General features: G+C 62.6%; 19 protein-coding genes and 1 tRNA gene. 10 read left to right on the top strand and 10 right to left on the bottom strand.

What is annotated here, in order from left to right; all coding sequences use genetic code 11:
* Window positions 1-69: 69 nt before the first annotated feature.
* Window positions 70-699 carry a TetR/AcrR family transcriptional regulator gene (locus QRN54_RS14940; RefSeq protein ID WP_050655587.1) on the bottom strand — a complete coding sequence of 210 codons (630 nt, stop codon included), beginning with the start codon at window positions 697-699 and terminating at the stop codon, window positions 70-72.
* Window positions 700-949: 250 nt separating this feature from the next.
* On the opposite strand from QRN54_RS14940, the gene QRN54_RS14945 reads away from it, so the two are divergent.
* The gene (locus QRN54_RS14945; RefSeq protein ID WP_020968182.1) at window positions 950-2,059 is read left to right on the top strand and encodes a GGDEF domain-containing protein; all 1,110 of its coding nucleotides are present in this window, start codon (window positions 950-952) and stop codon (window positions 2,057-2,059) included.
* Between the two features lie 12 nt (window positions 2,060-2,071).
* Here QRN54_RS14945 and QRN54_RS14950 read toward each other — a convergent pair whose 3' ends face one another.
* Window positions 2,072-2,527: an RrF2 family transcriptional regulator gene (locus QRN54_RS14950; RefSeq protein WP_003943908.1), complete on the bottom strand. Its 456-nt coding sequence runs from the start codon at window positions 2,525-2,527 to the stop codon at window positions 2,072-2,074.
* 128 nt (window positions 2,528-2,655) lie between these two features.
* Here QRN54_RS14950 and QRN54_RS14955 point away from each other — a divergent pair, with 128 nt between their 5' ends.
* Window positions 2,656-3,597 (top strand): sterol desaturase family protein, encoded by a 942-nt coding sequence (locus QRN54_RS14955; RefSeq protein ID WP_047271543.1) that lies wholly within the window; start codon window positions 2,656-2,658, stop codon window positions 3,595-3,597.
* Here QRN54_RS14955 and QRN54_RS14960 read toward each other — a convergent pair.
* The 3 genes from QRN54_RS14960 to QRN54_RS14970 form a co-directional block, all read right to left on the bottom strand.
* Window positions 3,563-3,901 carry a DUF202 domain-containing protein gene (locus QRN54_RS14960; RefSeq protein WP_050655588.1) on the bottom strand — a complete coding sequence of 113 codons (339 nt, stop codon included), beginning with the start codon at window positions 3,899-3,901 and terminating at the stop codon, window positions 3,563-3,565. The genes QRN54_RS14955 and QRN54_RS14960 overlap by 35 nt on opposite strands.
* Window positions 3,902-4,252: a YidH family protein gene (locus QRN54_RS14965; protein ID WP_003943804.1), complete on the bottom strand. Its 351-nt coding sequence runs from the start codon at window positions 4,250-4,252 to the stop codon at window positions 3,902-3,904. It abuts the gene before it with no gap.
* Window positions 4,253-4,375: 123 nt separating this feature from the next.
* Complete coding sequence (locus QRN54_RS14970; RefSeq protein ID WP_064073560.1) at window positions 4,376-5,059, bottom strand: YceI family protein; 684 nt, start codon at window positions 5,057-5,059, stop codon at window positions 4,376-4,378.
* Between the two features lie 246 nt (window positions 5,060-5,305).
* Here QRN54_RS14970 and QRN54_RS14975 point away from each other — a divergent pair, with 246 nt between their 5' ends.
* Together QRN54_RS14975 and QRN54_RS14980 are read left to right on the top strand one after the other, a co-directional pair.
* Window positions 5,306-5,479 (top strand): hypothetical protein, encoded by a 174-nt coding sequence (locus tag QRN54_RS14975; protein ID WP_003943953.1) that lies wholly within the window; start codon window positions 5,306-5,308, stop codon window positions 5,477-5,479.
* 98 nt (window positions 5,480-5,577) lie between these two features.
* Window positions 5,578-7,065: a DUF1254 domain-containing protein gene (locus QRN54_RS14980; RefSeq protein ID WP_285182343.1), complete on the top strand. Its 1,488-nt coding sequence runs from the start codon at window positions 5,578-5,580 to the stop codon at window positions 7,063-7,065.
* Window positions 7,066-7,117: 52 nt separating this feature from the next.
* Here the strand turns inward: QRN54_RS14980 and QRN54_RS14985 are convergent.
* The 4 genes from QRN54_RS14985 to QRN54_RS15000 all read right to left on the bottom strand — a co-directional run bounded on the left by QRN54_RS14985 (window position 7,118) and on the right by QRN54_RS15000 (window position 8,596).
* Window positions 7,118-7,208: transfer RNA gene (locus QRN54_RS14985), tRNA-Ser, on the bottom strand.
* 56 nt (window positions 7,209-7,264) lie between these two features.
* A complete protein-coding gene (locus QRN54_RS14990) occupies window positions 7,265-7,456 on the bottom strand; it encodes a CsbD family protein (RefSeq protein WP_003943869.1) in 192 nt (63 codons plus the stop codon).
* A gap of 138 nt (window positions 7,457-7,594) precedes the next feature.
* Complete coding sequence (locus tag QRN54_RS14995) at window positions 7,595-8,056, bottom strand: nucleoside deaminase (RefSeq protein WP_003943976.1); 462 nt, start codon at window positions 8,054-8,056, stop codon at window positions 7,595-7,597.
* Entirely contained in the window at window positions 8,057-8,596 is a 540-nt protein-coding gene (locus tag QRN54_RS15000) for a tRNA adenosine deaminase-associated protein (RefSeq protein WP_003943823.1), read from the bottom strand.
* A 48-nt stretch (window positions 8,597-8,644) separates the two neighbouring features.
* Between QRN54_RS15000 and QRN54_RS15005 the strand changes: the two genes are divergently transcribed.
* On the top strand, window positions 8,645-9,619 hold the full coding sequence (locus QRN54_RS15005; protein ID WP_285182388.1) for a prephenate dehydrogenase: 975 nt from the start codon (window positions 8,645-8,647) through the stop codon (window positions 9,617-9,619).
* A 26-nt stretch (window positions 9,620-9,645) separates the two neighbouring features.
* Here QRN54_RS15005 and QRN54_RS15010 read toward each other — a convergent pair whose 3' ends face one another.
* Window positions 9,646-10,233 carry a putative glycolipid-binding domain-containing protein gene (locus QRN54_RS15010; protein WP_073512852.1) on the bottom strand — a complete coding sequence of 196 codons (588 nt, stop codon included), beginning with the start codon at window positions 10,231-10,233 and terminating at the stop codon, window positions 9,646-9,648.
* 238 nt (window positions 10,234-10,471) lie between these two features.
* On the opposite strand from QRN54_RS15010, the gene QRN54_RS15015 reads away from it, so the two are divergent.
* The 5 genes from QRN54_RS15015 (at window position 10,472) to QRN54_RS15035 (ending at window position 14,907) form a co-directional block, all read left to right on the top strand.
* A complete protein-coding gene (locus QRN54_RS15015) occupies window positions 10,472-11,617 on the top strand; it encodes a DNA cytosine methyltransferase (RefSeq protein ID WP_030535749.1) in 1,146 nt (381 codons plus the stop codon).
* Window positions 11,614-12,474 (top strand): hypothetical protein, encoded by an 861-nt coding sequence (locus QRN54_RS15020; RefSeq protein WP_116057427.1) that lies wholly within the window; start codon window positions 11,614-11,616, stop codon window positions 12,472-12,474. Before QRN54_RS15015 ends, QRN54_RS15020 begins: the two co-directional genes overlap by 4 nt.
* A 10-nt stretch (window positions 12,475-12,484) precedes the next feature.
* Window positions 12,485-12,889 (top strand): very short patch repair endonuclease, encoded by a 405-nt coding sequence (locus QRN54_RS15025; protein WP_030535751.1) that lies wholly within the window; start codon window positions 12,485-12,487, stop codon window positions 12,887-12,889.
* A gap of 10 nt (window positions 12,890-12,899) precedes the next feature.
* Window positions 12,900-13,589: a DUF998 domain-containing protein gene (locus QRN54_RS15030; protein WP_007731663.1), complete on the top strand. Its 690-nt coding sequence runs from the start codon at window positions 12,900-12,902 to the stop codon at window positions 13,587-13,589.
* 79 nt (window positions 13,590-13,668) lie between these two features.
* Window positions 13,669-14,907 (top strand): alpha/beta hydrolase family protein, encoded by a 1,239-nt coding sequence (locus QRN54_RS15035; RefSeq protein ID WP_285182344.1) that lies wholly within the window; start codon window positions 13,669-13,671, stop codon window positions 14,905-14,907.
* The last annotated feature ends 38 nt before the right edge of the window (window positions 14,908-14,945 follow it).

Here is a 14,945-nt window from a genome sequence, read left to right on the forward strand (position 1 = left end):
CGGGCTCCTTGCTGTTTCGGTGCGTGTACGTGGACAGGTATTACGTGTGGGGCTCAGAGACGAGGCATCTCAGGGACGCGACATCTCAGGGACAGGCGGCGGCGCGGGCAACCCGGCACGAATCTGCCGAAAAGCGTCGTGAACCAACTCTTCCGGACTGGAAGCCTCCGACTTTCCGCCAGTCCAGACGTCGATCACCGATTTAGCGGCTCCGCCCACCGCTCCCAGGAGGAGCGTCGGGTACAGGTCCTTCTCGGCGTCGGTACCGGTGCGTTCCGCCAATGCCTGAACTACTGCACGGTTGATCCGCTGATGCATGTCTGCGGCATCCCGGTAGAGCGCGGGACTCGAATCCGACAGCAGCCAGATACTTGCCTTCTCACTCCCACTCGGACCTGAGTCGTTCACGATTTCGACCACAAGTTCTTCGAGGACGTCGAGAATTGGTTCGTCCGCGGGCCGTGACGCAAGCGCCTCGATCCACAAAGTCACCGATTCCTCGAAACTGGCGAGCACTGCCTCCTCCTTGCTGGAGAAGTAGTTGTGGAACGTCCTCGTCGACACTCCGGCCTCGGAGGCGATTGCGTCAGCGGTGACGCATTCGATCCCCAGCGCACGAGCGAGCCGTGCTGCCGCGCCGCTGAGTGCGGCACGGGTTGCTGCCTTCTTGCGGTCACGAAGGCCTTGTTCGATGATCACCCCAACACGGTACCGAACTTGCAGAGCTCTGCAACTTTGCAGAGGTCTGCAATATTGTGCGATCGAACACACGGCACGGAAACTCGAGGCGTACCTCACACTCACGCACGGCAAATGCCTGAACAGCGCGACAGAGAGAGTTGCGAGCAACTCCACCGCCTGACGCCCCCTGCCAAGTTGACGCGTGAATCAACATGGCCTGACATACTTTGCGGTGAATTAACCGTAATTTGCTCGGCGAAGGAATCTGATGGACCCGCTCCTGCACACCTGGCCGGTTTCGTCCACGGTGATGCTGTGGGGATCGAAGTCCGGACGAGGCTCCGTACTACGTCTCGTCCGTCTCACCATCGGGTTCTGCTCACTCAATTTCTCGATCGTGGCGTTCCTGTTTCTCCTCAGCGGAGAGGGCCCGGACGGACCGTTTGCGCGCAGTTGGCTCGTCGGCATTGCGGCCGTCAACCTGATCCCTACGATTCTCTGGTTTGTCGGCCGAATCAGAGGTTCACGCATGCTCAAGCTCTACGGACTGTGGGCGGATCTCGGAACTGCCTCGGTTCTCATCACCTTCACCAGCCATAACGCCGCCCTCTTCGGCGCGGCACTCTTTGTCGCCACCGGCGCCTACTTCACCTATTTTCTCGATTACCGCTGGTTGGCCTTCCATCTCGCCTTTGCCACGACATTTGTCATCGCCCTGACGGTGCTCGGCCTGACGAACGGCGACTACTCGACAACCAGCGTGATCGCACGCACGGACGTCGTCCTGTGTGCCGTGATCTTCATTCCGGCCACGATTCAGTTCACTTGGCGGCAATTACTCGCGCGCGCAACGGGATCCAAAGTGGATGCGCTTACCGGCCTGTTGAACCGACGAGGACTGTGGGACATGTCGGAGCGCATCTGGTCGGTCGCGTCGGCAAATCGTGCCGACATTGCTGTTGCCGTCGTCGACATCGACAAGTTCAAGGCGGTGAACGACACGTTCGGCCACGAAGTCGGTGACGCCGTCATCATCCGGACCGGAACGCGCCTGCAGGCGCATGTGAACGGTTTCGGTTACGCCGCGCGCACCGGCGGCGAGGAGTTCACCGTTGTGATGATCGGTACTCCGTACGGACTTCGCAAACGAATCGCGACGCTCCCCAAAGCCGTGGTGAACGCCTCCGACGACCCCCTGGCCACGGTCAGCGTCGGCGCAGCGACGCTACCTTTCATCCCACATCAGGAAGAGTTCGACTACAACGAGTTCTCCCGAGCAATCGTTGCGGCCGATCATCTGATGTACGACGCAAAATCCGCGGGAGGCAACACCGCGAACACTGCTCCTATGGCAGTTCCGCGTCGACGGGCACACTGAAACCGGGCTGTATCAGCGCCGATTCCACGCCTCGGGATCTGCCGTCAGTTCGTGAATGAACTCGGGCAACTCTCCACCTGCAACATCGGTGAGTGTGACATTTTCGAGCACAGCACGGAGGTTGACTCGCACTGCAATCCACACCTCCTTGAGGGGCGTTGCCGGTCCCCCGTAGTCGACGTCTTCCGGTCGCTGACCCCGAATCGAAGCCAGCGGTCCCTCGACAGCTCGTATGACGTCGGCAATCGTGATCTCGTCCGCGGACCGAGCGAGCCAGTATCCCCCGTCCGGGCCTCGACGGCTGTTGACCAAGCCGCCGCGCCGCAGGTCCGAGAGCACCGCTTCCAGGAACTTGTGGGGTATTACCTGGGATTTGGCGAGAAACTCGGCCTTGGCCGGGTCAGGACCAACTGCCGCGAGCTCGACCAGAGTCCGCACGGCGTAGTCCACCTTCGCGGTGATATGCACCGGCAATTCCTACCATCGTTCTATGAATAGTCGCAACAAACCTGCGAGTTCTTCGCCGCAAAGGGTTCCCTGACGTTACATTTTGATGCATAATGTAACGATCAGAGCTAGAGGACAGGACAAATCGCGTGTGGGAAACCCTTCTCGAATCATGGAAGTCACTGCTCGAACCGCTCCATGATCCCGTTACGCTCGCAATCCCCGCGTTTGTCATCTTCCTCGCAATCGAATGGTTCGCGGCCCGTGCGCTCGAAGATCATCCCGACGACGCCGACGGACGCGCACGGCCGGCACAGGGCGGCTACCGAAGCGCCGACGCCAGAACCAGCGTTCTACTCGGACTCGTGTCGATCGCAACGAGCACCTTCTGGAAAGTGCTGGCGCTGATCGGCTATTCCGCAATCTGGGTGTATCTCGCTCCGTGGCACCTCTCGCCGACTGCCTGGTACACCTGGGTGATCCTGCTGCTCGGAATCGACGTCCTCTATTACGCGTATCACCGCATCGCACACCGAGTTCGAGTCATCTGGGCCACACACCAGGCTCACCATTCGAGCGAGTACTTCAATTTCAGCACCGCACTGCGGCAGAAGTGGAACAACAGCGGTGAGATCATCATGTGGTTGCCGTTGCCGTTCCTCGGGATCCCGCCGTGGATGGTGTTCGTCGGCTTCTCCGTCAGCCTCGTCTACCAGTTCTTCGTCCACACCGAACGTGTCGGAAAACTCTGGCGGCCCATCGAATTCATCTTCAACACGCCGTCACACCATCGCGTCCACCACGGCTCCGACGCCGAGTACCTCGACCGCAACTACGCCGGAATCCTCATCATCTGGGACCGGATGTTCGGAACCTTCGCAGCCGAAACCCACCGCCCCACCTACGGACTCACGACGCCGGTCGGAACGTACAACATCTGGAAGCTCCAAACGCGCGAATATGCTGCCATTGCTCGCGATTGGAAGGCGTCGACATCGTGGCGGCAGCGAGCCGGCTACGTGTTCGGCCCGCCCGGCTGGGCGCCGAAAGCCGAGGTCACTTCAGCAGAATCCACAGCCCCGTCGCACTGAGCAGGAGCAGAGCGACCGCGAGAGTTGCTCCCATACCCAAAGCGGGCGTTGCCTTTTCGGCCGAAAACTGGGCCAACCGCCTGGGCCGCGACCGACGTTCGTAGACCGTCACCGCGACGACGAGCACGGCAGCGACGGACGGGCCGATCAGGGCCACCGACCCGAACTGCGGCAACCATCTCAGACAGGCGGCAGACAAGCCGAGGATCGACAGACTCGTACGCACGAACGAGAGCGATGTGCGCTCGGACTGCAAGCCCTTGTCCGGAGGCTTGACACCTTCCGACGGTTCCAGCGCGGTCAATCAGTTCACGACCTCGACCACCAGGACGGTCGCGCAGATCACCAGCACGATGCCGACGACCGGCGCCATGAGCGGCACCGGCAACGAGCGCTCAGTTCGCAGTGCACGCTCGGCGCTGATCCAGTGGACAAAGGAAGTGATGGCGATCAGAGCACCGCCGACGAGCAACAACGCGGCCAAGCCGGAACGAACCGTCGGGTTGAGAATGTCGCCGCCGAACGCTTCGAGTCCGACGCCCGACGCGACGAAGGCCGTTGCAGTGCGGATCCAAGCCAGATATGTCCGCTCATTGGCGAGCGTGAACCGTGGATCGGGGTCTTCGCCCGTTCGGAACGGTCTCCACCGGGGCATCACCTGTTCATTCCGTCCGGGCAGAGATCGCACACTGCCTTCGGAACGGACAAGAAGAAAGGAAGGTCATGTCCTTAATCTTCCCTGCCCGCCCCGAAGCAGTGCGAATCGGGTGGACGTAATTCAGCTCGCGGCGAGTGAGACCAGGAAGTCCACCGAGCCGCTGCCGTCGACGGTGACGAAACCGAGGGACGGAGGCTCGACTCCGAAATCGGTCCAGGTGACCGGAATCGAGCCCGATGCGATCAGCGAATCACCCGAATGCAGCACGGTCATGTCGACCGACACCGGCTTGGACTGACCCTTGAGCGTCAGCGTTCCTGACACCGTGACCGTCGCCGTTGTTCCGTCCGTCGGTACAGCAGACAAGTCCACCGGCGAGTCGATCGTGAACGTCGCCGTCTGATACGTGCTGGTATCCATCACATTGCCCGTGAACTGGCCGTCGCGCCGATCCGAGTCGGTCTTGATGCTTGCCACCTGCACCGTTACTTCGCCGGAAGTGAGCTTTTCACCCTCGACAACCGCGTTTCCGCTCACCTCGCCAGTGGTTCCGACGACGGTCACACTCGATCCGTTGAGAATCTCGTGCACGGTGTACCCAGCTGCCGTCTGGTTGTCCCCCTGCCCGGCGACGACGGTCCATTGCCCGTCGATCGATCCGGACGCCGCCTCCGCGCCCTCAGTGGACACCACGGCCGCCGGTGCATCGTCTTCAGCGATGAACTTCCCGTACGCCCACGGCCCCACGAGCAGGGCGAGTACGACCACAACTACTGCTCCGCCGATCCACCAGATCTTTTTCATGGGCTCGACGATAGTTGCAGCTTCAACAGTTGTCAGGACTTACGACCTGGGAGAACCCTGTGAAAGTGCTCCACGAACACCGAAGGGTGAGCCGCGTCTACAGCCATTAGTAATCATTTGGTAAAGTCGACTGTGCATTCCGGCCCCCAGCCTGGAATGCCTGGGCCGTGCGCATCGAATCATGCATCGATCCCGATGCGCACGGTCTGCCCGAAACACGAATCACACCGATCGAGGGAGCTCGCGATGGCGGACCTGACGCTCCTGACCGACGACGAGTTACGCGAGCGTCGGATCGCCCTCAGTCGATCCCTCACTACCGCAGCAGATTTGATCCCCACCCCGCCACCCTCGTTCTTCGAGAAGCTGAAGCAGGACATCGATGCCGCCGCTGCAGAGTGGATCGCCCGCCGCTCCTGAACGTTCGAATTGCGCACACAGAACCGGTTTTCGATTTCCTCACCGGTTCACCCCGCAAGGGTGATGATGCAGCGGACGGTCACCGGCACCATGACTTCATGGACTCCCCGACCGACTCAATCGCACAAGGTTTCACGCCGGCACACGCTCAACTGGCGAGATCGGCCGGAGTTCCAGCAACGCTCGCCGCTGAGAGTTACGTGGAAGCCCTCGCCCGGATCGTCTATTACTGGGGCTATCCAGCTGTGGACACCTTCGGCCGTACAAACATGTGGGAGATCATGGATGGCAAGACCGGACTCCAACTCGGTCTTCTGCCAGGCGCCGCCAAGAATTACACAGGTGCCCTCACCGACTACATGAGCCCGGCGCAGCGGTGGGTCGTCTCACCCAACAACGACACGATCTACGGCGCAGGATTCGCCGATCTCACCGACGAAACCGCAGTGATACAGACCACGACCGAGGTACCCGACGGCCATTACTGGACTATCCAGATCGTCGACGTGCTGACCAATGTGACTCACCAACTTGGTTCGGCGACAGGCACTCCCGGCGGAAAGTTCCTTCTGGTCGGACCTGATTGGGATGGCGAGTTGCCGGAAGACTTCCTCGATGTGCTTCGATCACCGACGAACGTGGCTGGTGTCTTCCCTCGCAGTTTCGCAGCACGTTCCGAGGCGTCCAAGCAGCAGGCGCGGTCGGTACTCGACCAGATCGGCATGTACCCCTTCAGCGAGGATCGACCCGGCCCGCGGTCCTTCGGCTACGAGGCCCACGCCGCGAACTCGATCTACCCTCAGGGCGTCACCGCCGAAATGTTGGCGGTCGATCCCGACGCCAGTCGACCTCAATGGGTGAAGCCGGAATCTTTCTGGACCGATCTTGCAGCAATGCTCGATTTCAACCCGACCATGGGCGCAGCAGACACCCCGATGGCTGATCAAGCCAAGACGCTTGTCGCACTGTATCGTTCGGACAAGTCGTACCGAGCGCTGCTCGACCGCGCCGCGCTCCGCGCCGACGTCGCCCTCCATCAATCGGCGAGCTACGTCCAAACCGGGGTCGACGCAGGCAACGGATGGCAACGGCAACGCAACAGTGGCCTGTGGGGCACCGACTGGTTCGGACGGGCGCTCGCGGCCGTCATCTACATTTACGTCAACGACTTTCACGAGGCTGTCTACCTCATCCGGGGTACCGACCACGACGGAGCGTTACTCCACGGCCGCGAGCGGTACACCATGACCTTCACAGAAGACGCACTCCCACCCGTCGACCGCAGTCGCGGCGGCTTCTGGTCTCTGACCATGTACGACAAGGACGCATTTATGCTCGCCGACGCACCGGGTAACCGCGTCAACCTCGGCACCGTCAATCTCGACGCGGGCGATCTCGTCTTTCGTGACGGGAAGCTCACCTTGCACCTGTCTCACGACGAGCCGACCGATCCGGATGCTCGTGCCAACTGGCTACCCGCTCCGCACGACGAATTTCGACTGATCATTCGCAGCTATGTCCCCGACAAATCAGTCCTCGATGAAACCTACCGATTCCCTGACGTCGTCCGAGCAACGGGACTATAGGCGCCACCAAGCACAAAAAAGCTCCCCACCTGCGTGAACAGGTGGGGAGCTTTGGCGGTGGCGGAGGGATTTGAACCCTCGGACGGGGGTTACCCGTCACACGCTTTCGAGGCGTGCTCCTTAGGCCGCTCGGACACGCCACCGTTGGTGACTTTACCGGATGGAGTGCCCGTGGCTGAAATCGCCAGGTGGAGCGGTATTACGTGAGCTTGTCCTTGATGCTGGACGCGGCGTCCTTGACCTTCTCGCCTGCATCCTTGACGGCCGATTTCACCTGGTCGCCCTTGCCTTCGTTTTCGAGGTCCCGGTCACCGGTAGCGCTGCCAGCAGCTTCCTTGGCCTTGCCCCCGAGGTCTTCGGCCTTGTTCTGAGCCTTGTCTGCGATTCCCATGAGTACTCCTCTGTGAACGCGAACGAATCGCCTTCCGACGATCCGCCGATGCCCTGACGGCATCTGCCTCCACCATGCCCTCGATTGATGGATCCGGCTACCCGAGTGTGCGATCACTCTCGATGGGGAATACCGAATTCAGGCCCGCTGCTCGCGGAAGAAATCTTCCAAAAGCCCAGCGCATTCGTCCTCGAGGACCCCGCCGCGCACCTGCGGCCGATAGGTCAATCTTTTATCTCGAACTACGTCCCATAATGATCCGACGGCTCCGGTTTTCGGCTCCCACGCCCCGAAAACGACCCGAGAAACCCGGGCGAGGACCAGAGCGCCCGCACACATCGTGCATGGCTCGAGGGTCACGGCAAGCGTCGCACCTTCCAGGCGCCAGCCGTCACCGTAGGTTTTTGCGGCAGCACGCAACGCGAGGATTTCGGCGTGCGCGGTCGGATCGGACGACGCTTCCCTGGCATTGGAGGCCCGAGCAACTTCGACGCCGTCTGCGTCGAACACCACTGCCCCGACCGGGACGTCTGCGTCGGAGGCGGAACGTGCGGCCACGATGGCCGCACGGATCATGCGCTGATCGTCAGCGAGAGTCATCTAGCGCGGGAGCTTGTCGAGCGCTGCGCCGAACTCGGATGCGAACCCGAGTCGCTGCGCGATCATCCCCAACTGCTCGTCCGGATAGAGATCGGTCTCGGCCGCGATGACGGCGAGCACGGGTTCCGGCAGGCCCAGATCGGCCAGCACGGACAGATCGCCCTCTTCCCAGGGTTCGACATCGTCGAGGTCGTCCGGGTCGATGTCGGGGATCTCGATGTGCAAGGCATCGAGGACGTCGGCTGCGATGTCGTAGTCGATGGCGGCGGTCGCGTCGGAAATCAGCAACTGCGTGCCCGACGGCGCCGGACGCAACACGATGAAGAACTCGTCGTCGACGTCGAGAAGACCGAAGACGGCACCCGAACTTCGCAGCTCACGCAGCTGCGTTTCGGCGGCCGAGAGCGAGGTCAACGCGTCGGGCGTCAGTGCCTTGACCGTCCAACGCCCCTCTTCACGGACCACCGCGACACCGAAGCCTTCAAGCTCCTCCGACTGGTTCGAAGAGGCGCTCTTGTTACCCGCGCGCTGTGCACCCATGGCGCAACGGTAGCCCGCCTGGTGCCAGTGAGTGAAGTCCGAGCATCGATGTGCCAACCTGAACTCGTGTCTGCGATCGATTCCGCCCCACCAGTCTGCGTTCTCGGCCTCGGATTGATCGGCGGTTCGCTACTTCGCGCCGCCGTCCGATCCGGCCGCCGGGCGTGGGGTTACAACCGTTCCAGCGAGTCCGCCGACGCGGCCCGAGCCGACGGTTTCGACGCCGACACCGATCTGGTTTCAGTGCTGCAGAGAGCAAACGAAAGCGGCGCGATCATTGTGATCGCCGTGCCGATGCCTGCCGTCGACGCCACCTTGGAGGCAATCGCCGCGCATGCGCCCGACAATCCGATCACGGACGTCGTCAGCGTCAAGGGTGAAGTGAAGGCCGCGGTCGAACGAGCGGGCTTGAGCGCCAAGTTCGTGGGCGGTCATCCGATGGCGGGGACGTCAGCTTCGGGTTGGGCGGTCGGGGATGCCGATCTGTTCGTCGACGCGGTATGGGTTGTTGCCACCGACAGCGGCGTCGACGCAGATGTGTGGTCGCAGGTCGCCGACCTTGCACTCGACTGCGGCTCGGTCGTCGTGCCGGCCGAATCTCTGGAACACGATCGAGCAGTCGCGCGAATCTCGCATCTGCCTCACCTGCTCGCGGAAACGCTTGCGATCACCGGAGCTGCCGGAGGCGAACTGGCTCTCGGGCTGGCTGCCGGATCATTTCGCGACGGCACTCGCGTGGCCGGGAGCGCTCCTGGCCTGGTGCGGGCGATGTGCGAGGGCAACCGCGACGCCCTGCTGGTCGCGCTGGACGAGGCGCTCGACCTTTTGCAGGGCGCACGTACCGATCTGCTCGACAACGGCTCGACGGCACGATTGGTGGACGCAGGGTTCGCGGCGCGCGCCGCCTACGAGTCGCACGAGCGGTGGGACATCGAAGACGTTCAGGCCGGAGAACCCGACTGGATCAACCGGATGCGAGACGCCGGTCGACGCGGCGGCGTCATCCGGCGATCCGCAACCTAGAACTACGCAACCTGGAGATACGAAACCTAGATACGAGTTGCCAGACCCGGGTAGTCGAGGACAAAACCTTCGGTGTCGACGGACAGCGTCGAGCTGGACACCGGGGACAGCACACTGATTCCGTCGGCGCCGGAGCTGTAGGTGATGGTCGCACCCTCGACGCGCAGGTCGAGGAGATTGACGTAGACGACCGGGACCTCGGCGTCTTCGATGTCGTTCTGCAAGCCGACGCGGCGGATGGGCAGCGTGTTGAAGAACGGGCTGAGGATCACGTCGACATCGAGTGCGCCATCGAACGCAGAGCGCTGGTGACTGGCGCCGTTCTCGACCATCCAGGTGCCTTCTTCGTCCCGGCTGATCGACATCTGACGCTCACCGGCGGCCAGGGCGGTCCGCACGGACAACCGGCGGGTGATGCCGGCCTCGTCGGTGACCAGGTCGTACGACGCGCTGAATGCCGGGTGCTCACTGCAGGCTCCACCGATGATCCGGCCGGAAGCCTTGATGCGATTTCCGTTCAGCTGCACACGAACAGACTCCATACGAGGAGCGTTGTGGGCCTGCCAGGTCAATACCGCGGGCCAGGACGCGTCACCGGAAGGTTGGATGCTCACCCGACCACGGTAATGGACGAACGGGCACGGAGCACCGCTGGTTCGGGTTATTGCTTCGATCAGGGACCTTTTAGGGACTTCGATCGGCCCCGAAGATCTCGATGTAAGGCGTTTCACAACGGTTCTTCCGTAAGGAGCACGCCGCGGACCGAATAGTTGGCAAACGGTGTCGGAGTTCTCGAGTACCGTGCTTCTAGGTCGGTTCGTGAGGAAGGGTGCTGTGACGTCGTCGCGGAGCATGGTGGGTTTGTTTGCCGGTATCGGTGGTCTCGAGTTGGGGCTCTCGGAACATGGGTGGAACACCGAACTGCTGTGCGAAATCGATCCGGGCGCGCAGGCAGTTCTCCGTTCGCGTTTCGCCGACGTGCCGTTGCACGGTGACGTCACCAAACTTCGCGCGCTGCCCAGTGACATCGAATTGGTGGCCGCCGGTTTCCCCTGCCAGGACCTCTCTCAGGCCGGCAAAACGGCAGGCATCACCGGCGCACGCTCAGGCCTGGTGGACGAGGTGTTCCGTCTGGTCAAGCGTAAGAAGGGCCCGCGCTGGCTGTTGATCGAGAACGTTCCGTTCATGCTCCAGCTCGGCAAGGGCGCCGCCATGCGGCACATCACCGACGCCCTCGAAGACCTCGGATACACCTGGGCGTACCGGGTGGTCGACGCCCGCGCCTTCGGACTCCCCCAGCGTCGCCAGCGAGTCATCATGCTTGCCTCGCGCACAGATGATCCCCGCGAAATCCTGTTCGGCCAGGACGCCGGCGAGCGCCTGGGTGGCGATCCCGCGGACTACCCCTGCGGCTTCTACTGGACCGAAGGCACTCGCGGTCTCGGGTGGGCCGTCAATGCCGTGCCGACGCTCAAGGGCGGCTCGTCCGTCGGCATCCCCAGTCAGCCGGCAGTCCGGTTGCCGTCAGGTGAGATCGTCACTCCCGGTCTAGTCGATGCCGAGCGACTGCAGGGTTTCGATCCCGACTGGACGCTGCCGTCCGTCGAGGTTCCCGGCCTACGCCACAGCCATCGCTGGAAGCTCGTCGGCAATGCCGTGAGCGTGCGGATGGCGTCGTGGGTCGGTGGCCGGTTGAGCGATCCCATCGAATACGACGCCGCTGGCGAGACGCCACTCGAACCGGGCGACGCCTGGCCGAGTGCGGCCTGGGGCCGTAACCGCCAGGCCTTCCGCGTCCATACCTCGACCTGGCCGGTCCAGTACGACTACGAGGATCTGAGCGGCTTCCTCGAAGACACGCGGTTGCTGTCGGCTCGGGCCACCGCCGGCTTCCTCAAGCGCGCACGCATGGGTAATCTTCGGTTCATCCCCGGTTTCATCGAGGACGTCGAAAGTCACCTCGAGCGGATGGGCGGATACCCCGAGGCCGCAGCATGACGGACTCGCTGTTCCCCGAACCTGAAACGCTGTTTTCCGAGCCGGAACACGAACCACTGTGGAGTGCACTGCAACTCGCGGGCGACAAGCCCCCGGCCGACGCCGATCGCGGCGAGAAGAAGAACTACGCGCAGCGACTGTCCAATCAACTGGCACAGACGGTGGCCGATGCTCTGCGTCCGCTGTATCCCAACATCACCCCGACGGCATCCGGCGAAGGCCAGGAGGCAACGGTCGATGTCGCCAAGGGACGAAAGCGCTTGGACGTCAAGGCACTCGACCCCACCCTCGGCCTGATCCTCTGCGTCTCCATCAAGACGTACAACTTCCAGGACTACAGTCCCCGCAGCGGCAAGCTGGGCCGCTGGACCAAGAACATCGTCCGCAACGACCACGAATTGCGTGGCGAGGCAATGGTTCTGCATCAGCGGCAGCCGTACAGCGTGTTGGTGGCCGTCATGTTCGAGCCGTACGCCACCTGCGACGACGGCGACCCGACCAAGACCAGCGATACCGGCAAATCCTCTTTTGCACACCACGTCACGACGCTCTCGAAGCGCTCGGGTCGGGGCAAGCGCGCGGTGGTCGGCGTTCCGGGAAAGGCCTGGGTGGATCTCGGCGCCGAAGACACGCGCTACGACCTCTTCGAGAAGGTCTACATCGGACTCTACGAACCCGATGGTGCAGTCCGGTTCTTCGACGTCGACGAACCACCGCCGCGCAACGGCCGCCCCACCGAGAGCCAGACTCTCTCGTTCACCGACTTCGTGACCGTCGTGCACGGTGAAGTGGAGCGTCGCAACAGGTTTGCGCCTACCTGGTCCGATCCCGAAGACAGCGACGATTCCGACGGCTGAGGGAACCTCGGTGCCTGCGACGGATCCTGCCACCAGCGCTCGGATGAGCGCTCAGCGTCGGCGCGACACCAAACCCGAAATCGCACTTCGACGCGAGCTTCATCGGCGCGGACTCCGGTACTTCGTGGATCGGGCGCCGATCAAAGGTGTTCGCCGACGGGCCGATCTGGTATTTCCACGCCGCAAAGTCGCGGTGTTCGTGGACGGATGCTTCTGGCACAGCTGCCCGCAGCATGCGACGTTTCCCAAGAACAACGCGCAGTGGTGGACGGACAAGTTGGCCGCCAACGTGGTTCGAGACCGCGACACCGATGCACGTCTGGCAGAGCAGGGTTGGACCGTCATCCGCATCTGGGAGCACGAAGATCCGCTGGTAGCGGCCGAACGCGTCCAGAAAGCCCTGCTCGGTCCGTAAGCTCGATTTCGTGAAGGAACGCAACGTTGCGCGGTGGGGTTTGGTGGCTGCGCTGGCTCTGGGCGGAATCGTCTACTCGTCGTGGATTCTCGAATTCTTCCTGGACACCGGCCTCGACCCGGTGACATCGTTCCTCAGCGAACTCGATGCCGAGAACCAGAAATACCGCGATGTCTTCGGTAACGCCGATGTCCTGTCCGCGATCTTGATGTTGATCTCCGGAGCGCTGGGTCTGCTGATCACGCCCCGGCGAAGGCTCTACGTCACGGGCTGGATTGCGCTGGCGGTGTTCGGCATCGCGACCATCGCCGACGCGTCGTTCCCCCTCGAATGCTCGGGCGAGGGTTGCCCGTCGAGCGCACCCGACGGTCTACTTCCGCAGCTCCACCATGTTCACGCGTTGACGAGCAGCGTGGCGGTCTTCGCGATCTTCACCGCGATGATCGCATTCACCGTGGGAGCGTTCAGGTATCGCGAGCACCCTTCTTTGCGGACGACGGGTCTGACCATTCTGATCCTGACTTCCCTTGCGACGGTGTGGATGTTGACGACCAACAGCATCGAAGTCTCCGGCGGCGGTAATCTCGGACTGGGTATCGCTCAACGTGCGCAGGTGCTGGGAATGTCGTTGTGGTTGTGCACCCTGGCATTTGCGATGTCGAGGCCGCCATCCACCGGGCTCCCGGCGTCGCCGCGCTGACAGGTTTTCCGGCAAGCGATTCGGGCGATCCTGGAACTACAACTGAAAATGGCTGCCCCGAACTAGCGAAGGTGTGCCCATGTCTCTCGCGTCGTCGTTCTTCGCCCATCCGCACCAGGCGTTCACTGCTGGTTTCTATCGCAACGAATCCTTCGACTTCGAGCTACGAGTCGTTCTCGGGCAAGCCACCTTCGGCGCGGCAGATACCGGCGAAGTGCTCTCGGCCATCGCTCACGTCGGCGAGAAGGACCTCGAAGGCTGGTACGAGGCCTGGTTCGACCTCGGCACACGGGTATTCGGGCAGGCCGATGAGGCAGCCGAGGCCGGGCATTCGCGAAGCGCGTCCAACGCGTACCTGCGGGCGGCGTCGTACTTCGGTGTGGCGATCAACGCCGTCGACGGTCTCAGCGACGATTCGGTTCTGGTCCCCACTTTCAAACGTCACCGACAGGCGTGGGACCGCTTCGTCGACACCACCGCCCAGCCCGTCGAACGCGTCCGGATCCCTTACGAGGACACCTACCTTCCCGGGTACTTCTTCCGGCCGCCCGGCGACGTGCGACGGCCGACTTTGATCATGGTGAACGGTAGCGACGGCCCGATCAGCGGGCTGTGGGGCAGCGGCGGTGCCGGGGCGCTCGAGCGGGGCTACAACGTGTTGATGTTCGACGGTCCCGGTCAGCAGTCGATGCTCTTCGAGCGCAACATCCCGTTCCGTCACGACTGGGAAGCCGTCATCACGCCCGTTGTCGACTATCTCGTGGACCGGCCGGACGTCGATGCGTCGAAGCTGGCGATGTACGGGATCAGTCAGGGCGGGTACTGGGTGCCCCAGTCGTTGGCGTTCGAGCATCGGATCGCGGCAGCGATCGCCGATCCGGGGGTCGTGGACGTGGCCGCGTCGTGGCTCGCCCATATCCCCAAGAACATGCAGAAGCTACTCGACGAGGGAAAGTCGGAGGCCTTCGACCGCGACATGGCGATGGGGATGAAATTCTCGAAGGACAGCGCCCGGATCTGGCGTTTCCGAGCGCGTCCGTACCTCGCCGACGGTTACTACAACACTCTCGCCGAGGTTCGGAAGTACCACCTCGAACACGTCGCCGGCTCGATCTCCACTCCCCTGCTCATCACCGATCCGGAAGGCGAGCAATTCTGGCCCGGTCAATCCAAGCGGCTTGCCGCCCTATCCGGCGGACCGACGTCGGCGGTTCCCTTCACCGCTGCCGAGGGCGCGAACTTCCACTGCCAGCCCATGGCGAGGCGTCTGACTGATCAGCGGATGTTCGACTGGCTCGACGAGCAGTTGGATCTCTGAATCAGGCCCTCGAATCAACGATCGATTGATGGCGTATT

The organism is Rhodococcus sp. MEB032, assembly GCF_030208925.1.
Lineage (GTDB): Bacteria > Actinomycetota > Actinomycetes > Mycobacteriales > Mycobacteriaceae > Rhodococcus_F > Rhodococcus_F qingshengii.

Bases quoted from the DNA above. Each gene is read 5' to 3' on its own strand.
- QRN54_RS14980 (WP_285182343.1), top strand. From the start codon at position 5,578: ATGGACTCCCCGACCGACTCAATCGCACAAGGTTTCACGCCGGCACAC.
- QRN54_RS15035 (WP_285182344.1), top strand. From the start codon at position 13,669: ATGTCTCTCGCGTCGTCGTTCTTCGCCCATCCGCACCAGGCGTTCACT.
- QRN54_RS15000 (WP_003943823.1), bottom strand. From the start codon at position 8,596: ATGGGTGCACAGCGCGCGGGTAACAAGAGCGCCTCTTCGAACCAGTCG.
- QRN54_RS14945 (WP_020968182.1), top strand. From the start codon at position 950: ATGGACCCGCTCCTGCACACCTGGCCGGTTTCGTCCACGGTGATGCTG.
- QRN54_RS15015 (WP_030535749.1), top strand. From the start codon at position 10,472: ATGGTGGGTTTGTTTGCCGGTATCGGTGGTCTCGAGTTGGGGCTCTCG.
- QRN54_RS15020 (WP_116057427.1), top strand. From the start codon at position 11,614: ATGACGGACTCGCTGTTCCCCGAACCTGAAACGCTGTTTTCCGAGCCG.
- QRN54_RS14975 (WP_003943953.1), top strand. From the start codon at position 5,306: ATGGCGGACCTGACGCTCCTGACCGACGACGAGTTACGCGAGCGTCGG.
- QRN54_RS14995 (WP_003943976.1), bottom strand. From the start codon at position 8,056: ATGACTCTCGCTGACGATCAGCGCATGATCCGTGCGGCCATCGTGGCC.
- QRN54_RS14970 (WP_064073560.1), bottom strand. From the start codon at position 5,059: ATGAAAAAGATCTGGTGGATCGGCGGAGCAGTAGTTGTGGTCGTACTC.
- QRN54_RS14990 (WP_003943869.1), bottom strand. From the start codon at position 7,456: ATGGGAATCGCAGACAAGGCTCAGAACAAGGCCGAAGACCTCGGGGGC.
- QRN54_RS15005 (WP_285182388.1), top strand. From the start codon at position 8,645: ATGTGCCAACCTGAACTCGTGTCTGCGATCGATTCCGCCCCACCAGTC.
- QRN54_RS14965 (WP_003943804.1), bottom strand. From the start codon at position 4,252: ATGCCCCGGTGGAGACCGTTCCGAACGGGCGAAGACCCCGATCCACGG.